This window comes from Actinomadura napierensis, from assembly GCF_039529375.1.
GTDB classification, from domain to species: domain Bacteria; phylum Actinomycetota; class Actinomycetes; order Streptosporangiales; family Streptosporangiaceae; genus Spirillospora; species Spirillospora napierensis.
In genome coordinates this window covers 113,545-131,656 of the sequence record NZ_BAAAMR010000010.1, presented here as the reverse complement: position 1 = coordinate 131,656, position 18,112 = coordinate 113,545, and the positions used below count along the sequence as shown (strand labels likewise).

Below are 18,112 nucleotides of genomic sequence, written 5' to 3'. Positions count from 1 at the left end.
CGCGCCCCGCCGCGCCCCGCCGCGGGCCCGGGGCGGCGCGCGGCGCCCGGGCGCCGCCCCGCGGGTCAGCCGTGCTTGGCGCCGCACTGACCCGGGCATCGGATTCGCTGCCGCCGCGATGCCCGCACATGACGAAATCCTCACCCGTTGAGGAAATACATTAATCGGGGTTCCGCCAATACCGCGGCCGCCGAGCATCTACTATTCTTCGAACTGACCAATAAAACGGAACGGAGACGGCTCATGGCACAGAAGGTCCAGGTCTCGCTGGTCGATGACCTCGATGGCGGTACGGCGGTGGAAACGGTGGCGTTCGCGCTCGACGGCAGGGCGTACGAGATCGACCTGAACAAGAAGAACGCGGCGAAGCTGCGCAAGGTCGTCGCGCCCTTCCAGGAGAAAGCGCGCAAGGCGCGCCCGGCCGGCCGCAAGGCCGCGACGCGGACGGCCAGCAACCGCGAGCGCAGCGCGGAGATCCGCGAGTGGGCCAGGTCGGCGGGCATCCCGGTCAACGACCGCGGCCGCATCCCGGCGAACGTCGTCCAGCAGTACGAGGCGGCCCACTGAGCACCCTTCCCGGCCGCTTCGCACCCGGCCGGAGACGCGGCGATCCGCCTTTCCCGAGTGCCGCCGGCGATCCCATTTCCCGGGGACGGCCGCGGCGAAGGAACCGCACGCGAGAGCAGATCCGCAACGCCCGGCCGCTGGGCCCCGCAATGGGCTGACGCCGCGCACCGGGGCGGTTCCGAGCGCGGTGCCCGCCTCCCGGGCCGCCGCCCGCGCGAGCGCCATTCCTGCGCTCGGCGAGTGCTCGGCAGGGCCCGCGGATCCGATTCCGCCGGGTAGGCCGATGGCCGCGTCCCGCATCCGAAAAGGGCCGCGCCTCCGCGGTCAGGAGGGAAGGACGCGGGTGAGCAGGTCGGCGACGGTGACGGCGCCGATCATGGGCGCGTCGGTGCTGCGCGGGTCGCCGGAGACCGCGACGATCGGGCTGCGGGCGCCCGCCATGACGCTGGCGATCTCCATGACGGTCGCGTCGGCGTCCACGACCGGCGGCGGCGTGCGCTTCGCGGGCAGCAGGTCGGCGACGCGCTTGCCGGCGAGCCGCTCGCAGAGCCGGTCGGCGTGCCCCTCGTCGTACGCGCGGGCCAGCGCCGGGTCGTCGCGCACGTACTGCGGGATGAGCGCGCCGAGCAGCTGGGAGCCGGGCAACACCGCCTTCGGACGGCGCCGGTCGTCGACCACGATCAGCCCGAGCAGCCGGTGCTCGGCCAGCAGGCGGGCGGCGTCCAGCGCGCTGGTCTCCACGGTGACGGTGGGGTAGTCGACGGCGAGTTCTCCGGCGCGCACACCACGACCGTAGCAGGCCCCCGGCCGGGGGTCCCGTCTCCCGTCACGGCCGGTCGAGTGGGCGGTCACCGCCCTCCTGCGTGGAAAACGCACCGGAATCCCGTTAGGGTCGGTGAACGGTGAGCCGGGAAGTCTGGTCGGCGTCGTGCCGTCGACCCCGAAAAGACTCCCAGGAGCCGCCTTGGCCACCGCAGCCGCAGTCACGATCTTCGTTGTCGCGTACGTCCTGATCGCGTCGGAGAAGGTTCCGCGGACGGCGGTCGCGCTCGGCGGCGCGGCGCTGATGCTGCTGCTGCACATCACCGACGCCGGCGCGGCGTTCTTCTCCGAGCGGACCGGCGTCGACTGGAACGTGGTGTTCCTGCTGCTCGGGATGATGGTGATCGTCTCGGTGCTGCGGCAGACCGGGGTGTTCGAGTACGTGGCGATCTGGGCGGCGAAACGCGCGCGCGGGAAGCCCTACCGGCTGATGGTGATGCTGGTGCTCATCACCGCGGGCGCGTCGGCGCTGCTGGACAACGTCACCACCGTGCTGCTGGTCGCCCCGGTCACCTTCCTGGTGTGCGAGCGGCTCGGCCTGGACGTCGTCCCGTACCTGATGGCCGAGGTGATGGCGTCCAACATCGGCGGCACCGCGACGCTGGTCGGCGACCCGCCCAACATCATCATCGCCAGCCGCGGCGGGCTGACCTTCAACGAGTTCCTGGTGAACCTCGCGCCGCTGGTGGTCGGATTGATGGTGGTGTTCTGCCTGCTGTGCCGGTGGCTGTTCCGGTCCGCGTTCGTCTACGACCCGGACCGCGCGGCCGAGGTGATGGCGCTGCGGGAGAAGGAGGCCATCACCGACCGGCGGCTGCTGTGGCAGGGGCTGGCCGTCCTCACCGCGGTGATCGCGGCGTTCGTGCTGCATCCCGTCCTGGACTACGAGCCGTCGGTCGTCGCGCTGCTGGGCGCGGGGCTGCTCGTCGCCGCGACCAAGGTCACCACCGAGCAGGCGCTGGCGGAGGTGGAGTGGCCGACGCTGGTGTTCTTCGCGGGGCTGTTCGTCATGGTCGGCGGGCTGGTCGAGACCGGCGTCATCGCGGACGTGTCGCGGGCCGCCGCCGACGTCACCGGCGGGGACCTCGGCGCCGCGTCGATGCTGCTGCTGGGGGCGTCGGGCCTGCTGTCGGCGATCGTGGACAACATCCCCTACGTCGCGACGATGAGCCCGATCGTCTCCGACCTCGTGCAGCAGCATCCGGGCACCGAGGGGCACGTGCTGTGGTGGGCGCTGGCGCTCGGCTCCGACCTCGGCGGCAACGCCACCGCGATCGGCGCGAGCGCGAACGTGGTCGTGCTCGGCATCGCCGCGCGCAACGGCACCCCCATCAGCTTCTGGACGTTCACCCGCTACGGGCTGATCGTCACCGCGGTCACCGTCGCGCTGTCCGCCCCCTACCTGTGGCTGCGCTACCTGTGACCGGCCGCCCGGCCGCGTCGGGCACCGTTCCGGCCGGGAGGGACCCGTACCCGGCCCGGCGGGCAACAACGGGTGATCAGACCTCGAACCGAGAGGCCCGCCCATGCCCCCGACAAGCCGGTCGTCGCCGGCCCTTCCCGCGCCGGCGCCCGCCGCCGAGCCGACCGACGCGTCGCTGATCGCCGCGTCCCGCACCGATCCCGAGCGGTTCGCCGCGCTGTTCCGCCGGCACGCCACCGCGATCATGCGGTACACGGCGCGGCGCCTCGGCCCGGACCACGCCGAGGACATCGTCGCCGAGACCTTCCTGGTCGCGTTCGGCCGCCGCGCGTCCTACGACCCGGCGCGCCCGGACGCGCGGCCGTGGCTGTACGGGATCGCCACCAACCTGATCCGCCGGCACCGCCGCACCGAGGTGCGGGCGCTGCGCGCGCTGGCGCGCGGCGGCCTGGACCCGGTCACCGCACCGTTCACCGACGCCGTCGAGGACCGCGTGCACGCCGGCGTCCGGTCCCGGACGCTCGCCGGCGCGATCGCCGCCCTGCCCGCCGCGCAGCGGGAGGTCCTGCTGCTGGTGACGTGGGCCGGGCTGACCTACGACGAGGTCGCCGAGGCGCTCGGCGTCCCCGCCGGGACGGTCCGGTCCCGGATGAACCGGATCCGCCGCAAGCTCCGCGACGCGCTCGGCGACGCCGCCCCCTCCGAGGAGAACCACGATGGATGAGCTGACGCTGGTGGAGCGGCTGCGCTCCGAGATCCCCGAGGACATCGACGTGACCGGCGCCGAACGCCGGTGGCGCGACCGGGCGCTCGCCGGCACCGGGCGGCGGCGCCGGGCCCGGCGGCCGCTGCTGCTGGCCGGGGTCGTCGCCGCGGGCTGCGCGGGCGCGGTGACGGTCGTGGCGGTGACGCACCGGCCGGTGGAGCCGGGCATGCCGCCGGCCAATGTCGCGGCCGTGCTCGACCAGGCCGCCGACCGCGCCGCCGCCGACCCCGTCCCGCGGCCGGACCAGTTCGTCCACCAGGACACGGTCGAGTTGCGCCGGGTGCCGAACAACGGGCGCTGGTACAAGGACCGCAACCAGTCCTGGATCTCGGTCGGCGGGACGGCGCCCGGTCTCTTCCGCCTGAAGAACTGGATCCAGCCCAGGCCGGACGAGTACGTTCCGCTGGACGGCGACAGCGTCATCGCTCCCTGCGGGCAGCGGGCGCCGATCGACCGGCCCTACCTCGGCGACCTGCCCGCCGACCCGGACGCCCTGCTCCGCCTGCTGGCACGGCAGGGAGACGGCGCTCGGGCCGAGCGGCAGTGGGAGGCCGCCTCCGATCTGATCGCCAGGCCGGCGCCTCCGGGAGTGCGCGCCGCGCTGTTCCGCGCCATCGCCCGGATCCCCGGCGTCCGGCTGAGGACCGACTCCGTGGACGCGGCCGGGCGGCACGGCGTCGCGGTCACCCGCACCCGCGACGGCGTCCGCGAAGAGCTCATCTTCGACCCCGCGTCCCACCGGTACCTCGGCCGCCGGGACGTCATCACCCGCTCCGGCGACCGGCTCGGGGCCCGGGGCTCGATCCTGTTCTCCAGCGCCCTGATGAGCACACAGATCGTCGACAAGGTCCCGAAGCCGCGTGCCGGGGTCGCGGTCGACGCCTGCTGACCGGATGCGGCCCGCGCCCGTGCGTCCGTCCCAGGACGTGCGGGTGCGGGCCGGTTCGTCCGGGAAAGGGCGGAACGAGGGGGAACGGCGGCGCTATCGTGTCGCCTGCCCCCCCGCGCTGACCGCCTCGTACAGGAGCCTCCATGGGCTACCCCCCGCCGCCTCCGGCCCGGCCCGGCCCCGGCGGCCCTTACCATCCCGGCTACGGGCCGGGAGGCTACGGCGCTCCGGCGCCCGGTGGCCCGCCCCCTCCGCCGTACGCGCCGCCGCAGCCCGCCTACCCGCCGAACGGGTACGCGCCCGCCGGGTACCCGCAGCAGGCCGGTTATCCGGCGCCGCAGCAGGCCGGGTATCCCGCGCCCCAGCAGGGCGGATACCCGCAGCAGCAGCCGCCCGCGCAGTACGGAGGCGCGCCCGCCGATCTCTACGGCTCGCCGATCCTCGTCTACGACCAGCCGGCGCAGTTCTTCTCGACGGAGGCCACCTACACGATCTGGAGCCCGCAGGGGCAGCCGGCGGCGCACGTCCGGGAGCAGGGCGTGAGCGGCGCGAAGAAGGCGCTGCGCGTCGTCAACCAGGCGAGCCAGTCCAAGGCCGAGCGGAAGCTGACCATCTTCCGCCCGGACGGCGTGCCGTACTTCCACTTCTACAAGCCGTACGGATTCATGGGCACGCCCAAGATGCAGGTGCTGACGGCCCAGGGCGGCCTCATCGGGCATCTGCGCAAGCGGGCGATGCGGGGCTGGGAGATCCTCACCGCGCAGGAGCAGCAGCTCGGCTACTACGAGCTGCTGAGCGGCCGCGTCACCGACTGGCAGCAGCAGGAGGTCGCCCGTATCCAGCGCGGCTTCGAGGGGATGGGCGAGCTGCTGTCGCAGATGTTCACCGGCGCCGACCGGTACGTGCTCCGGATGCACGCGCCGCTGCAGGAGCCGATGCGCACGCTCGTCCTGGCCTGCCCGCTCGCGTTCGACACCGCCGTCTCCCAGAACCGCAGCCTCGGCGGCTGGCTCTAGCCGCCGCCCGCCGCGTCCGCGACCGGCTCCGGGGCGGTGTCCGGCGCGCTCGGGCGCGGGCGCAGGACGCCGGCCGCGGCGGCGGCGACCGCGCAGCACGCCACGGGCAGGAAGAACGTGAGGTTGAGCGGCATGAGGCCGGTCAGCGGCCCGATGACGGCCGGGCCGGCGAGCATGCCGAGGTAGCCGATGCCCGCGACGCGGGAGACGTTGACGCCTGCGGCGTCCCGGTCGGTGTGGCCGGCGGCGCTGAACAGCTGCGGCACGCACCCCGACAGCCCGGCCCCGAGCGCCGCCCATCCGGCCAGCGCCAGGGGGATCCAGGGGGAGAGGGCGGCGGTGGTGAGCCCCAGCGCCGCGGCCGACGCCCCATAGCGCATGACGGCGACCGGGCCCAGCCGGGCGGCCGCCCGGTCGGCGAGCAGCCGGCCGATCGTCATGGTGGTGGCGAAGGCGCCGTAGGCGAGCGCGGCAGTGGCGGCGGACGCGTCCAGGACCCGGCGCAGGTGCAGCGCGCTCCAGTCGTTGGCCACGCCCTCGCACAGCATGATCATCAGCGCCAGTCCGGCGAGCGCCCAGATCCGCCAGGGAGCGCGCCGCCGGACGCGGGGCGCACCGGTCCGCGCGTCGCCGTCCGGCCGCAGCAGCGCGGGCGCCGCCGCGATGGCGGCGGCCAGGCCGAGGACCGCCACGGCGCCGAGCGTGGCCGCCGGGCGCAGGCCCAGGCCGAGCGTGCAGGCGCCCACCAGCGAGGCGAGGACGCCGCCGATGGAGTACGTCGCGTGGAACGCCGACATGACGGGCCGCCCGTAGCCTCGTTCCACCTGGACGGCGTGGGCGTTCATCCCGACGTTCAGGCCCCCGCCGTTGCAGGCGCCGAGCACCAGCAGCGCCGCCCCGAGCGTCCAGGCGTTCGACGCCAGGCCCGGCCCGACGACCGCGGCGCTGCTCAGCGCCGCGCTGACCGGGACGACCTTGCGCGCGCCGAAGCGGTCGGTGAGCGGCCCGATGAGCTGCATGCCCGCGAACGACCCGGCGCCGAGCAGCAGCAGGAGCCGGCCGAGCACGGCGTGGCCGATCCCCGCCTGGTGCTCGATGCTGGGGATGTGCACGACCCACATCCCCAGCAAGAACCCGGACAGGCCGAAGTAGGCGAAGGTGGCCCGCCGGCCCGCCCGCAGCGTTGGTTCCATAACATGAACATAACGAACATTTCGTGCTCGCAGTACCTTGTGTTCCGAACATCGATGGTGTTCGATCGCGGGTATGGCGGACGCGGAACGGCTGAGACGGATCACCGAGGCGGTGCGCGACGCGGGCAGCATGGGCGTCGCGGACCTCGCCGGGCTCACCGGGGCCTCGGAGATGACCATCCGCCGCGACCTCGATCACCTCGCCGCCCAGGGCGTGCTCGAACGCTACCGGGGCGGGGCGCGGAGCCTGCTGCTGCGCGGCGAGGAGCCGCCCTTCGCGGTGCGCGTCCAGGAGGACGTGGATGCCAAGCGCCGCATCGCCGCCGAGGCCGCCGCGCTCGTCGCCGACGGCGAGTCCGTCGTCCTCGACAGCGGCACCACCTGCCTGGCGGTCGCCCGGGCGCTGGAGCCCCGGCGGCTGACCGTCGTGCCGCTGTCCCTGCACGCGGTCAACGCGCTGTCCGCGGCCCCGCGGCTGACGCTGCTGGTGCCCGGCGGCCGGCCGCGCCCGGGCGAGCTTGCGCTCACCGGCCCGCTGGCCGAGGCGTCGCTGGCCGCCCTGCGCTTCGACACCGCGATCATCGGCTGCTGCGGGCTGACCGCCGGCGACGGCCTGACCGCCCACGACCTGGAGGACGCCGCCGTCAAGCGCGCCGCGATCGCCTCCGCCCACCGCGTCATCGCCGTCACCGAGGCCGCCAAGCTCTCCCGCACCGCGCTCGCGTTCGTCGGGCCCGTCTCCGACCTGGACGCCGTCGTCACCGACGACTCCGCCCCCGCCGACCAGGTCGCGCGGCTGGAGGCGGCGGGCGTGACGGTGCGCACGGTTTGACGCCCTGTTCGCCTGACGCCCCCGCCCGTCTGACGGGCGGGGGCGCCGGACGCGAGGCCTACGGCGTCACCGCCTTCCCGCCGAAGGTCACGACGAGGCGGCCGTCCGAGGCGAAGGACCAGCCGAGGGCGCCGGCGTAGGAGGAGCAGCGCGACCCGTTGGAGCCCGACCAGAACTGGTTCGAGCCGTCCGCGTCGCCGACCACCTTGTCGTTGGACCCGTCGCCCGCGAACCGGCACGAGGTGTTGTTCCGGAACACCGAGGTGCCGGTGTCGAAGGAGAAGTTGCGCTCGGCGTTGTCGATGCTCACGTTGTCCGATATCGACATCGTGCCCGGGTTGCTGTTGTAGGTGAACCCGTGGTGCCCGTTGCCGTAGGCGATGCTGCGCCGCACGACGTGGTTCACCGCGATCTTGTCGCCGCCGAGCTTGTAGCCGTTGCGGTCGCCGTTCCCGTTCTGCGTTCCGTCGGTGAGGGTGCCGTTCCCGTAGGAAAGGGAATCCTCGATGGTGACCGGTCCGATGGCGCCGGTGTCGGTCTTGGTGTAGAGGTCCCAGCCGTCGTCGATGTTGTTGTGGGAGACGTCGTAGCGGAAGACGTTCCCGGTCCCGACGGTGAGTTTCGCGGCGAAGCCGTCGGCGTCCTCGCCGTCGGAATCGGAATTGTCATGCGATTCCGCGCTGACGACGAGGTTGCCGGACGGCCACTGGTCGCGCGGCGTGCTGGACGACGTCCGGGAGATCTGCAGGCCGGTGTCGCGGTTGAAACGCGTCACCGTGCGCTCGATGACATTGTTGCTGCCGCCGACGAAGATGCCGTTGTCGCCGGCGTGCTCCACGACGATGCCGGAGACGTGCCAGTAGGAGCCGTTCACCTGCAGGCCGCGGTTGGCGGGGTCCTCGGTCTGGGCCGAGAAGTTCAGCACCGGCGTCTCGCCCGGGTACGCGGACAGCTGCGTCCGGGCGCCGGAGGTGCCGTTCTCGCCCTCCGGGATGGTGATCGTCTGCGAGTAGCGGTACGTCCCGCCGCGCATGAAGATCGTGCCGCCGGGAGCGATGCGGCCGATCGCCGAGGCGAGCGTCGTCGGGTCGGACTGCGTCCCGGCCGCGCCGTCGGACCCGCCCGGCGCGACGTAGAGCGCGTCGCCGCCGGTCGGCGGCGGAGTGTCGCCGCCCAGCTCGACGTCGACGTAGTCGAGGTTGGCCAGGCCGTCGCCGCCGGTCGGGGTGAACCGGACGGTGTTGCCGCCGGCCTTCACCGGCACGGTGATCGTCTTGGTCGCCCACGTGTCCCACGAGCCGGTGCTCTCGAACGACACCGCCGGGGCCGCCGAGCCGTTCACCGCGACGTCCGCGGGCCGCGCGGCGGACGTCCCGTTGGCGAAGCGGACGTGCAGCGTCGCCGTGCCCGCGGCCGAGGCGTTCACGGTGAACTGGGCGTAGGCGCCGGCCTTGTTGTCGCCGTTGCAGAACCCGCTGCCGGAGTATCCGCCGTGGTTAGAGTCGATGGTCCCGCTGCACGAGGCCGGGGAGCTCTCGGCCTCGTAGCGGGTCGTGGTGGCGGCCTGCGCCGCGTTGGCGGACAGTGCCACCAGCGCGCCGGCGAGCAGGCCGCCGCACGCGATGACGGGGGTGGTTCGCATTGTTCCCTCCAGTTCGCCTGGTCCTTCTCCTGGCTTTTTCCGACCGTGATCAGGGGAGCGGAAACGCGCGATGGCCATCGGCGATGAAAGCGCTTTCCATCAACGTAGGCGCCTACCATCGTCCCGTCAACGGACTGCAATTGTTTCATGAATGGCAGGGGACGGGGAGGAGAAACAGGGGGAACGTTCCAATATTGGTACGGAGGAAATGCAAGGGTCTTATCGGCTTTGCCGGCGCATTCCGGAGAGCCAGCCAAACGCCGCCTCCTGCATGGGGCGGTCGAAGAGATGGGGAGCGTCGAAGAAGGCGCCGGCATAGCGGCCGGGCGCCGGCCGGTAGGCCGCGGTCAGCTGGCGGTGGGCGCGGCGCATTCCTTCGGCGGGGAAGAGCGGGTCCGCCTCGGCGTACAGGACCATCAGCGGGGCGGGAGCGCGGGCGGCGAGCACGCCGGGCCAGTCGGCCAGGCGGGTCAGGCCCGGCGGGAACAGCATCCAGGAGTGCGCGGCGACGTGCTCGTCGCGCAGGTCGCGGAACGAGCTGACCGCCGCCGCCGCGACGACGGCGCCGATCGCCGGGTCGAGCGCGCCGAGGAGGGCGGCGCGCACCCCGCCGCCCGACAGCCCGATCGCGCCGACCGAGGCGATGTCGGGGCGGGAGCGCAGGTAGGCCGCGGCGGCGAGGTCCTCGGAGGCCAGCACTCCCGTGAACGAGGTGCCGAGCACCGTGCACGCCTTCGCCAGGACGTGCTCGTGGTCGCGGGCGGCGCGGTCGTAGCGATCGGCCGTGCCATCTTCCGCGCCGGGCCCCAGGGGCAGCGGGAAGCGGCGGCCGCCCCAGGCGAAGACGTCGTGGGCCAGCACGGCGAAACCCCGCCGCGCCAGCTCGTTCGCGTAGGCGCGGCCGCCGTAGATCCGCGCGCGCAGGCGGGCGACCTCGGCGGCGGGCGGCTCCGGTCCGTCGGCGATCTTGTCCTTGCCCGCCCACTTCATGCCCGCGTGGCAGTGCATCGCGACGACGCCCGGCAGCGGGCCCGCGGCGCCGCGCGGGCGGAGCAGGAAGGCGCGGGTGCGCGGGCCGAACCCGACCGTCCAGGACAGCTCCTCGCCCTCCAGGTCCGCGCAGGTCCAGCGGCGCTCGACCCGGACGTCGCGGGCGCTCAGATCGAGGACGCCGAGCGCGTCCCGCAGGCGTCCGGGCAGGTCCGGGCCCGGCGGAGGGAACAGGCCGCGGTCGCGCGCGGCGATCTCCGCCAGGCCCGAGAACTCGCCGAGCATCAGGAGGCCTGCCGGGTCCCGCCGGCCGTGAGGGCGACGGGGGCGCCGGTCGCCGCGGACCGGTCGGCCGACACGCCGATCATCACGCTCGCGACGCCCGCGCGGTACCCCGCCTGGCGCGCGAGCGGGTCGTCCGACGGGCCCCGGAACACGTCGTCCAGCAGCAGCGCGTCGCCGCCGCCGTGCGCGCCCGCGCCCCGCTCGATCTCGATCTCCTCGGGCTCGCGCCAGTGCCGGTGCAGGACGAGCCGCTCGGACGCGCCCGCGGCGTGCTCCTTGCCGGACGCGGTCGGGTCGATCGCGGCGTGCGGCGGCGTCCAGGACCGCTCGACGACGTCCAGTTCCAGCCGTCCGGCGGTGCCGTTGAACACGGCCCGGTACCCCTCGGCGGGCGCGTGCGCGTTGAGGGAGTAGGTGAGCAGCGCGCCGCCCTCGTAGCGGACGAGGACGGACATGTTGTCGTCGATGGTGATGCCCTCGCCGAACACGTCCTGGTCGCGGAGGTAGCCGTCCTCGTGTTCGGCGTCCAGGTACAGGCGCTTCAGCCGCGGGTCGGCGGACAGGTCCAGCAGGAACGGGTCGGTGCCGAGCCCCGGCGCGTTCCGGGCCCGGGCGGGGCGGCCGGTGAGCCCGCGTGCGCGCGCGTTGCCCGCGCCGTAGAAGCGCAGCGAGGTCTGCGCGTAGACGGAGGCGGCGGCGTCGTCGAGCCACCAGTTCACCAGGTCGAAGTGGTGGGTGGCCTTGTGCACCAGCAGGCCGCCCGAGCTCGCCTTGTCGCGGTGCCAGCGGCGGAAGTAGTCGGCCCCGTGGATGGTGTCGAGCGCCCAGTCGAAGTGCACCGAGGTGACCTCGCCGATCGCGCCGTCGGCGAGCAGCCGCCGGACGGCGCTGTTGCGCGGCGAGTAGCGGTAGTTGAACGTGACGACGAGCCGGCCGGTGCTCCGCTCGGCCGCCTCGATGATCGCCGCGCAGTCCGCGGCGGTGGTGCACAGCGGCTTCTCGACGACGACGTCCTTGCCCGCGTCGAGGGCCGCGACGACGTAGCGGGCATGGGCGGCGTCGACGGTGGCGACGACGACGCCGTCGGCGAGCTCGAGCATCTTGCCGAACTCCTCGGGCGCGAAGCAGGGCACGTCGCGTCCGATGCGGTCCAGGTAGTAGGCCAGGCGCGTGCGGTTCGGGTCGCAGAGCGCGGCGATCTCGCCGGTGCCGCTCCACTCGCCGAGCAGCGCGTCGACGTACATCTGCGCCCGGTGGCCGAGCCCGACGAAGGCGTATCGCATGGTGCGGGAACTCCAGTGCTGGGAGGTGGCGCCGCGCGGCCCGGCCCCTGGCGGGCGCGGGCCGCACGGCTCGTCATCGTGTCACCGGCGGCCGGAGGTCACTGGCCGAGGGCGTTGTTCGCCTCCTTGATGAAGGTCTTGGCCGCGTCGTCCGGCTTCGCCTTGCCGAACAGCACCGAGTCGGTGGCGCGCTTGAGGATGTCCTCCATCTCCGTCGCGCCCTTCGGCGGGATCACGATCGGGCTGAGCTCGCCCTTGATCGAGTCCATGAAGGCCGCCACCTTCTGGTCGGCCGGGGACAGCTTGCCCTTGATCGCGGCGAGGACCTTGGCGTTGGTGGGCAGCCCGCGGTCGCTGAGCACGATCGCGCCGGCCTCGGGGTCGTTGAGCATGAAGTCGGTGAACTTCGCGGCGGCCTCGGAGTGCTTGGTCCGGGACGAGACCGTGTAGTACATCGCCGGCTGCAGGTACATCCCGGACGCGGTCGAGCCCGGCGCCTTCGGCATCCGCAGCATCTCCAGGTCCTGGCCGGAGCCCTTGGACAGGGCGTCGAGCTGGTTGCTCCACCAGCTGCCGTACACGCTCTTGTTGGTGGCGAGCAGCGCCTGGTCGGGCTTGGTGCCGGTCTCCAGCATCGTGGCGGCGCCGGGCCCGGCCTTCGTGTCGATGATCTTCTGGATCAGTGCCCACCAGTCCTTGACGGTCTGCTCGGACAGCCCGATCTTGCCGTTGGCGTAGAACGGCTCGCCGCGCTGCGCGGCGAAGAGCTGCAGCCACGCCGGGTTCTCGTTGTACTCGGTGCCCCAGACCTGCCCGCCGCTCTTCTGCGTCATCCTCTGGGACATCGCGATGTAGTCGTCCCAGGTCCAGGTCTTGTCGTCGGGCATCTTCTGGCCCTCCTTCTCCAGGAGGTCCTTGTTGACGATCATCGGCCAGGTGTTGACGCCGGTGGGGATCGCGTACTGCTTGCCGTCCAGCTGCCCGGCCTTGAGCACGTTCTGGTCGAGGTCGGCGGTGTCGACCTTGCCCTTCAGGTCCGCGATGACCCCGCGGTCCGCGTACTCGGCCAGGGCCCGGATCTCGATCGACATCACGTCCGGGGCGTCCCCGGCCGCGGTCTTGGTGGCGAGCTTCTCGTAGTAGCTGTCGAAGTCGGAGAAGTCGCCCTGGACGTCGATCGCCGGGTTCTTCTTCTCGAAGGCGGCGATGGCCGACTCGGTCAGCTTCTGCCGGGAGTCGCTGCCCCAGTAGGAGAAGACGAGCTTCGTCTTGCCGCCGGATCCGCCGTCGTCACCGCCTCCGCAGGCGGTGGCCGATACCGCGACCAGGGCGAGGGCGGTGGCCGCCAGGATGCGTTTCACTGTTCTTACCTCCGGACAGGGGGTGGGGAGGAGGCGGGGGGCTATTTGAAACCGGTGGTCGCCATTCCGCGGACGAGGTACTTCTGGCCGGCCAGGAAGAATCCGAAGATCGGGCCGAGCGAGATGATCGACATCGCGAACATCGGCCCCCAGGACGAGTTGCTGCTGGCGTCCAGGAACTGGCGCAGCGCGACGGGCGCGGTGAGCTTGTCGGAATTGGTGAGGTAGAGGTTCTGGGTGAAGAAGTCGTTCCACGTCCAGATGAACGTGAAGATCGCGGTGGTGGCCAGCGCGGGCACGCACAGCGGCAGGATGACCTGCACGAACGTGCGCCAGTGGCCGGCGCCGTCGATCGCGGCGGCCTCGTCCAGCTCCCGGGGCAGGGTGCGGATGAACTGCACCATCAGGAAGATGAAGAACGCGTCGGTGGCGAGGAACTTCGGGAGCACGATGGGCCAGATCGTGTTGATCCAGCCGATCTTGCTGAACATGATGTACTGCGGCACGACGGTGACGTGGTGCGGCAGCATGATCGACAGCAGCATGATGGTGAACCACAGCTTCTTCAGCGGGAACTCCAGCCGGGCGAACGCGTAGGCCGCCAGCGAGCAGGCCACCAGGTTGCCGACGACCGCCAGCACCGTGATGACCGCCGAGTTCCACAGGTAGTAGCCGAAGGAGTGCGTGAGCGCGTTCCAGCCGCCGGAGTAGTTCTCGCCGGTGACCTCGTGCGGCAGCAGCCCCGGCTCCCGGAAGATCAGGTTCTCCGGCTTGATCGAGCTGGAGACCATCCAGAGCAGCGGGTAGAGCATGAACAGCCCGAACACGATCAGCAGCACGTGCCTGGTCAGCCGGGACGCGGGCCGGAACAGCACCGGCACGCGCTTACTTTTCGTCGCCATAGAAGACCCAGAATCGAGACATGAGGAAGTTGACGGCGGTCAGCGCGCCGATGATGAGCAGGAGCACCCAGGCCATGGCGGCCGCGTATCCCATCTCGTAGTTCTTGAAGCCCTTGATGTAGAGGTAGAGCGTGTAGAAGAGGGTCGAGTCGACCGGTCCGCCGTTGCCGCCGCTGACGACGAACGCCTGCGTGAACGACTGGAACGACTTGATCAGCTCCAGCACGGCGTTGAAGAAGATGATCGGGGTGAGCAGCGGCAGCGTGATGGAGCGGAACCGCCGCCACGGGCCGGCGCCGTCCACGCGGGACGCCTCGTACAGCTCCCGCGGGATCTGCCGGAGGCCGGCCAGGAAGATCACCATCGGGGCGCCGAACGTCCACACGTGCAGGATGATCAGCGTCCACAGCGCGGTGTCGGGGCTGGTGACCCAGCCCTCGCCGTGGTAGCCGAACCAGCCGAGGAACGTGTTGACGATCCCGTCCGTCCCGAAGATCTTCCGCCACAGGATGGAGATCGCGACGCTGCCGCCGAGCAGCGACGGCAGGTAGAAGACCGAGCGGTAGAACGGCAGTCCGCGCAGCCCCTTGTCCATCGCCATCGCGAGCCCGAGGGCGAACGCGAGCTGGAGCGGGACCGACACGACGACGTAGATGGTCGTGACCTTGAGGGAGTGGATGAACCGGTCGTCGGCCGTGAACATCTTGTGGTAGTTGTCCAGGCCGATCCAGTGCGGCGCGGTCAGCATGCTGTAGTCGTTGAACGACAGGTACAGCGTGGCGAGCATCGGGCCGAGCGTGATGGCGAACAGCCCGATGAACCAGGGGGCCAGGAACAGGTAGCCGGCCCATGCCTGTGAGCGTGCGCGCGAGCTCTTGCGGCGGGGGCGGCGCGCGCCCTTCCGCGCGCGGGGCGTGACGGCGGGCTCGGCCGTCCCCGTCGCCGTGCCGGCCTCTGCGGGCCTCAGCGTCATCACTGGCCCTTCGTTGAGCGGGTGGGTGAGATAGCGCTTTCTTATAGCCACCTCGGAGATGACGTCAACCCTTTGCAGTGAGTTTCCTCACGACCGACGTCGAACCGAAATCGAATAAACCGAGGTCAGAGCCCATTTGGGCACAAAGCATCAGCACCATAACGTTCGGGCCTGCATGCTCGTTACTACAAACGGTTGCAGTCGCGGGCAGAGCTGAAGCGGTAGGTGGTGACCGAGCGGTGCTCCTGTCCGGGCCGCAGCACCGCGGACGGGAACGCCGGCCGGTTCGGCGCGTCGGGGAAGCGCTGGGTCTCCAGGCACAGGCCCGCGAACGGCCCGAACGGGGTGGCGACGCCGTCCAGCATGTGCCCGGTGTAGAACTGCACGCCCGGTTCGGTGGTGGCGACCTCCATCGACCGCCCGCTCGCCGGGTCGGACACCGTGACCCCGCCCTGGAGCACGAAGCAGTGGTCGTAGCGGCCGTCGCGGCGCGCGTCCACCCGGGCGGCGGCGGTGAAGTCGAACGGCGTCCCGGCCACCGGCGCCAGCTCCCCGGTGGGGATCTTGCCCTCGTCGACCGGCAGGTAGCGGTCGGCCTCCATCGCCACCACGTGGCGGCGCACGTCGCCGGAGCCCGCCAGGTTGAAGTAGGTGTGGTTGGTCAGGTTGACCACCGTCGGGGCGTCGGTCGTGGCCCGGTACTCCAGCCGCAGCGCGTCGCCGTCCAGCGCGTACCGGACGCGGGCCCGCAGCTCACCGGGATAGCCCTCCTCGCCGTCGGGGCTCACCAGGCTCAGCTCCACCTCCTCCGGACCGGCCGACTCGACCCGCCACACCCGCTTGTCGAAGCCGCGGACGCCGCCGTGCAGGCTGTGCTCGCCGTCGTTGGCCGCGAGCCGGTACTCGGTGCCGTCGAGGGTGAACCTGCCGCGCGCGATGCGGTTGCCGTACCGGCCGACGACCGCGCCGAAGTACCGGCTGCGGCGCAGGTAGTCCTGGAGCGAGGGCAGGCCGAGCACGACGTCGGTGCCGTCCGCCAGCCGCAGCCGCTGGAGCGTCGCGCCGTAGCTCAGCACGGCGGCGCGCAGCCGCCCGTTGTCCAGCACGTGCCGGTGGACCTTCTCGCCTTCGGGGGTGATGCCGAAGGCGACGTCGGGAAGCGTCATGGCAATCCTTTCGGGGGTGCGGTGGACTCGCGGACCACCAGGTGGGTCTCCAGGACGGTGGCGGCGCTCATCGACTTGACGAGCAGGTCGACGGCCATGCGCCCGGCGTCGGCCGTGGGCATGGCGACCGTGGTGAGCTTGGGCCGGTGCAGGCGCCCGGTGATGCTGTCGTCGATGCCGATCACGCTGACGTCGCCGGGCACCCGGACGCCCCGCTCCTCCAGGCCCTCGATGAGGCCGATCGCGACGAGGTCGTTGTAGGCCAGCACGCCGGTCACGCCCGCCGCGGCCACCTGCTCGGCGGCGGCGATGCCGCCCTTCTCGGTGGGCGCGTTCGGGCCGATGACGGTCGTCTCGAGGCCGGGCATGCCGGTGACGGCGCGGCGGATCTCGCCGCTGGTCCACGAGCCGGCCGGGCCGGACACCAGGGCGACGCGCCGGTGGCCGAGCCCGGTGAGGTGCTCCATCGCGGTGCGGGCGCCGTGCGCGACGTCCATGACGACGGTCGGCACCCCGCGCAGCCGCCGGTTGACCAGGACGAACGGGATCGCCTCGGCGAGCTTGCCGAGCGCCTTGTTCGACAGCCGGGGGCTGCACAGCACGATGCCGTCGACCTGCTTGGAGAACGCCAGCACGAGGTCCTGCTCCTCGGCGGGGTCCTCGTCGGTGTCGGCGACGAACAGGTGGTAGTCCTGGCCGCGGGCGGCGGCCTGCGCCGCCTTGATCAGCGGGGGGAAGAACGGGTTCGCCAGGTCGGCCACGATCAGCCCGAGGTTGCCGGTCCGGCCCGTGGTGAGGGAGCGGGCCGCCCGGTTGGGCCGGTAGCCGAGCTCCTCGGCCGCCGCCAGCACCCGGGTCCGGGTCTCGGCGTTCACCATGTGCGGCGCGGAGAACGTCCGCGACACCGTCGACACGTGCACGCCGCAGGCATGGGCGACGTCCCGGATAGTCACTGCCATGTCCGACACCTTAACGCAACCGTTTGCACAATGAGAGTGATCACTCGACCTGTTTTCCCTGGTGGAGCGCCGCCGGCTTGACGGCGACCAGAACTGGCGCGATCGTTACTGCAACTGTTTGCAGCACTCCCCAGGAGGTTCGAGCGGTGAGCAGAGTGCTCGTCACCGGAAGCGCCGGCCGCATGGGCCGCAGCGTCGTCAGCACGCTGGCGGCCGCCGGACACGAGGTGATCGGCGTCGACAGCGCCCCGGAGGGCACGCCCCGGGACGCCGCCGAAACCCTACCGGCCGACCTCACGGATCTGGGCGAGGCCCACTCGGTCCTCGCCCGGTTCCGGCCGGAGGCGGTCGTCCACCTCGCCGCCATCGCCGTGCCGTTCGGCCGGACGGACGCCACGATCTTCCGGGTCAACACCCAGCTCGCCTTCAACGTCTGCGCCGCCTCGGTGGCGCTGGGCGTGCCGAAACTGGTCCTCGCCAGCAGCCCGACGGTGATGGGCTACGGCGCGCCGGGCGGCTGGGTGCCCGCCTACCTGCCGCTGGACGAGGAGCATCCGACCGCACCCTGGAACGTCTACAGCCTGTCGAAACTGGTCGCCGAGCAGACCATGCAGGCGTTCGCCCGCGGCGGCGCCGGCACGAGGATGGCCGCGGTCCGCCCCTGCTTCGTCGTCGCGCCCGAGGAGTGGGAGGGCGCCCCCACCCAGTCGGGGCACACCCTGCGGGAACGGCTGGACCGGCCCGAGATCGGCAGCGTCTCGCTGTTCAACTACCTCGACGCCCGCGACGCCGGCGAGTTCGTCGACGCCCTCCTCGCCCGGCTGCCCGACCTGGAGCGCAACGGCGAGGTGTTCTTCGCCGGCGCCGGCGACGCGCTGGCCCGCGAACCGCTGGCCGAGCTGCTGCCCCGCTTCTTCCCCGAGACCGGGGAGGTGGCCCGCGCGCTCACCGGCACGTCCCCGGCCTTCTCCGCCGCCAAGGCCGAGCGGCTGCTCGGCTGGTCCGCCAAGCGCAGCTGGCGCACCGAGCTCGCCTGAGGAGAC

At 72.1% G+C, this 18,112-nt stretch carries 17 protein-coding genes; 7 read left to right on the top strand and 10 right to left on the bottom strand.

All coding sequences use genetic code 11. The annotated features are described in order from the left end of the window. Positions 1 to 243 precede the first annotated feature (243 nt). Positions 244 to 567, top strand: a complete 324-nt coding sequence (locus ABD296_RS08780) for a histone-like nucleoid-structuring protein Lsr2 (protein ID WP_344263447.1) — start codon at positions 244 to 246, stop codon at positions 565 to 567. Positions 568 to 891: 324 nt separating this feature from the next. Here the strand turns inward: ABD296_RS08780 and ABD296_RS08775 are convergent, their stop codons facing one another. After that, the gene (locus ABD296_RS08775; RefSeq protein WP_344263445.1) at positions 892 to 1,350 is read right to left on the bottom strand and encodes a CBS domain-containing protein; all 459 of its coding nucleotides are present in this window, start codon (positions 1,348 to 1,350) and stop codon (positions 892 to 894) included. A 181-nt stretch (positions 1,351 to 1,531) separates the two neighbouring features. On the opposite strand from ABD296_RS08775, the gene ABD296_RS08770 reads away from it, so the two are divergent. From ABD296_RS08770 to ABD296_RS08755, 4 genes are all read left to right on the top strand, one after another. Beyond that, complete coding sequence (locus ABD296_RS08770) at positions 1,532 to 2,812, top strand: ArsB/NhaD family transporter (protein ID WP_344263443.1); 1,281 nt, start codon at positions 1,532 to 1,534, stop codon at positions 2,810 to 2,812. A gap of 103 nt (positions 2,813 to 2,915) precedes the next feature. After that, a complete protein-coding gene (locus ABD296_RS08765; protein WP_344263441.1) occupies positions 2,916 to 3,536 on the top strand; it encodes an RNA polymerase sigma factor in 621 nt (206 codons plus the stop codon). Beyond that, on the top strand, positions 3,529 to 4,467 hold the full coding sequence (locus ABD296_RS08760; RefSeq protein ID WP_344263439.1) for a CU044_5270 family protein: 939 nt from the start codon (positions 3,529 to 3,531) through the stop codon (positions 4,465 to 4,467). The genes ABD296_RS08765 and ABD296_RS08760 overlap by 8 nt, the downstream gene beginning before the upstream one ends. Before the next feature lie 143 nt (positions 4,468 to 4,610). Then, positions 4,611 to 5,483: an LURP-one-related/scramblase family protein gene (locus ABD296_RS08755; RefSeq protein WP_344263437.1), complete on the top strand. Its 873-nt coding sequence runs from the start codon at positions 4,611 to 4,613 to the stop codon at positions 5,481 to 5,483. Here ABD296_RS08755 and ABD296_RS08750 read toward each other — a convergent pair. Continuing rightward, entirely contained in the window at positions 5,480 to 6,676 is a 1,197-nt protein-coding gene (locus tag ABD296_RS08750) for an MFS transporter (RefSeq protein WP_344263435.1), read from the bottom strand. The genes ABD296_RS08755 and ABD296_RS08750 overlap by 4 nt on opposite strands. 73 nt (positions 6,677 to 6,749) lie before the next feature. Between ABD296_RS08750 and ABD296_RS08745 the strand changes: the two genes are divergently transcribed. Next, a complete protein-coding gene (locus tag ABD296_RS08745) occupies positions 6,750 to 7,508 on the top strand; it encodes a DeoR/GlpR family DNA-binding transcription regulator (protein WP_344263433.1) in 759 nt (252 codons plus the stop codon). Positions 7,509 to 7,566: 58 nt separating this feature from the next. On the opposite strand, the gene ABD296_RS08740 is transcribed toward ABD296_RS08745, so the two are convergent. From ABD296_RS08740 to ABD296_RS08705, 8 genes are all read right to left on the bottom strand, one after another. Next, positions 7,567 to 9,150, bottom strand: a complete 1,584-nt coding sequence (locus ABD296_RS08740) for a carbohydrate-binding protein (protein WP_344263431.1) — start codon at positions 9,148 to 9,150, stop codon at positions 7,567 to 7,569. 219 nt (positions 9,151 to 9,369) lie between these two features. After that, positions 9,370 to 10,425 carry a dienelactone hydrolase family protein gene (locus ABD296_RS08735; RefSeq protein WP_344263429.1) on the bottom strand — a complete coding sequence of 352 codons (1,056 nt, stop codon included), beginning with the start codon at positions 10,423 to 10,425 and terminating at the stop codon, positions 9,370 to 9,372. Beyond that, positions 10,425 to 11,708 carry a Gfo/Idh/MocA family protein gene (locus tag ABD296_RS08730; protein ID WP_344263427.1) on the bottom strand — a complete coding sequence of 428 codons (1,284 nt, stop codon included), beginning with the start codon at positions 11,706 to 11,708 and terminating at the stop codon, positions 10,425 to 10,427. Before ABD296_RS08730 ends, ABD296_RS08735 begins: the two co-directional genes overlap by 1 nt. Positions 11,709 to 11,806: 98 nt before the next feature. Beyond that, entirely contained in the window at positions 11,807 to 13,069 is a 1,263-nt protein-coding gene (locus tag ABD296_RS08725) for an ABC transporter substrate-binding protein (protein ID WP_344263425.1), read from the bottom strand. Positions 13,070 to 13,110: 41 nt separating this feature from the next. After that, positions 13,111 to 13,971: a carbohydrate ABC transporter permease gene (locus ABD296_RS08720; protein WP_344263423.1), complete on the bottom strand. Its 861-nt coding sequence runs from the start codon at positions 13,969 to 13,971 to the stop codon at positions 13,111 to 13,113. Continuing rightward, positions 13,955 to 14,944: a carbohydrate ABC transporter permease gene (locus ABD296_RS08715; RefSeq protein ID WP_344263421.1), complete on the bottom strand. Its 990-nt coding sequence runs from the start codon at positions 14,942 to 14,944 to the stop codon at positions 13,955 to 13,957. The genes ABD296_RS08720 and ABD296_RS08715 overlap by 17 nt, the downstream gene beginning before the upstream one ends. A gap of 185 nt (positions 14,945 to 15,129) precedes the next feature. Continuing rightward, on the bottom strand, positions 15,130 to 16,110 hold the full coding sequence (locus ABD296_RS08710; protein ID WP_344263419.1) for an aldose epimerase family protein: 981 nt from the start codon (positions 16,108 to 16,110) through the stop codon (positions 15,130 to 15,132). Beyond that, positions 16,107 to 17,069, bottom strand: coding sequence for a LacI family DNA-binding transcriptional regulator (locus ABD296_RS08705; RefSeq protein WP_344263417.1), 963 nt, complete (start codon positions 17,067 to 17,069; stop codon positions 16,107 to 16,109). The genes ABD296_RS08710 and ABD296_RS08705 overlap by 4 nt, the downstream gene beginning before the upstream one ends. 146 nt (positions 17,070 to 17,215) lie before the next feature. Between ABD296_RS08705 and ABD296_RS08700 the strand changes: the two genes are divergently transcribed. Then, positions 17,216 to 18,106, top strand: a complete 891-nt coding sequence (locus ABD296_RS08700) for an NAD-dependent epimerase/dehydratase family protein (protein WP_344263415.1) — start codon at positions 17,216 to 17,218, stop codon at positions 18,104 to 18,106. Positions 18,107 to 18,112 lie beyond the last annotated feature (6 nt).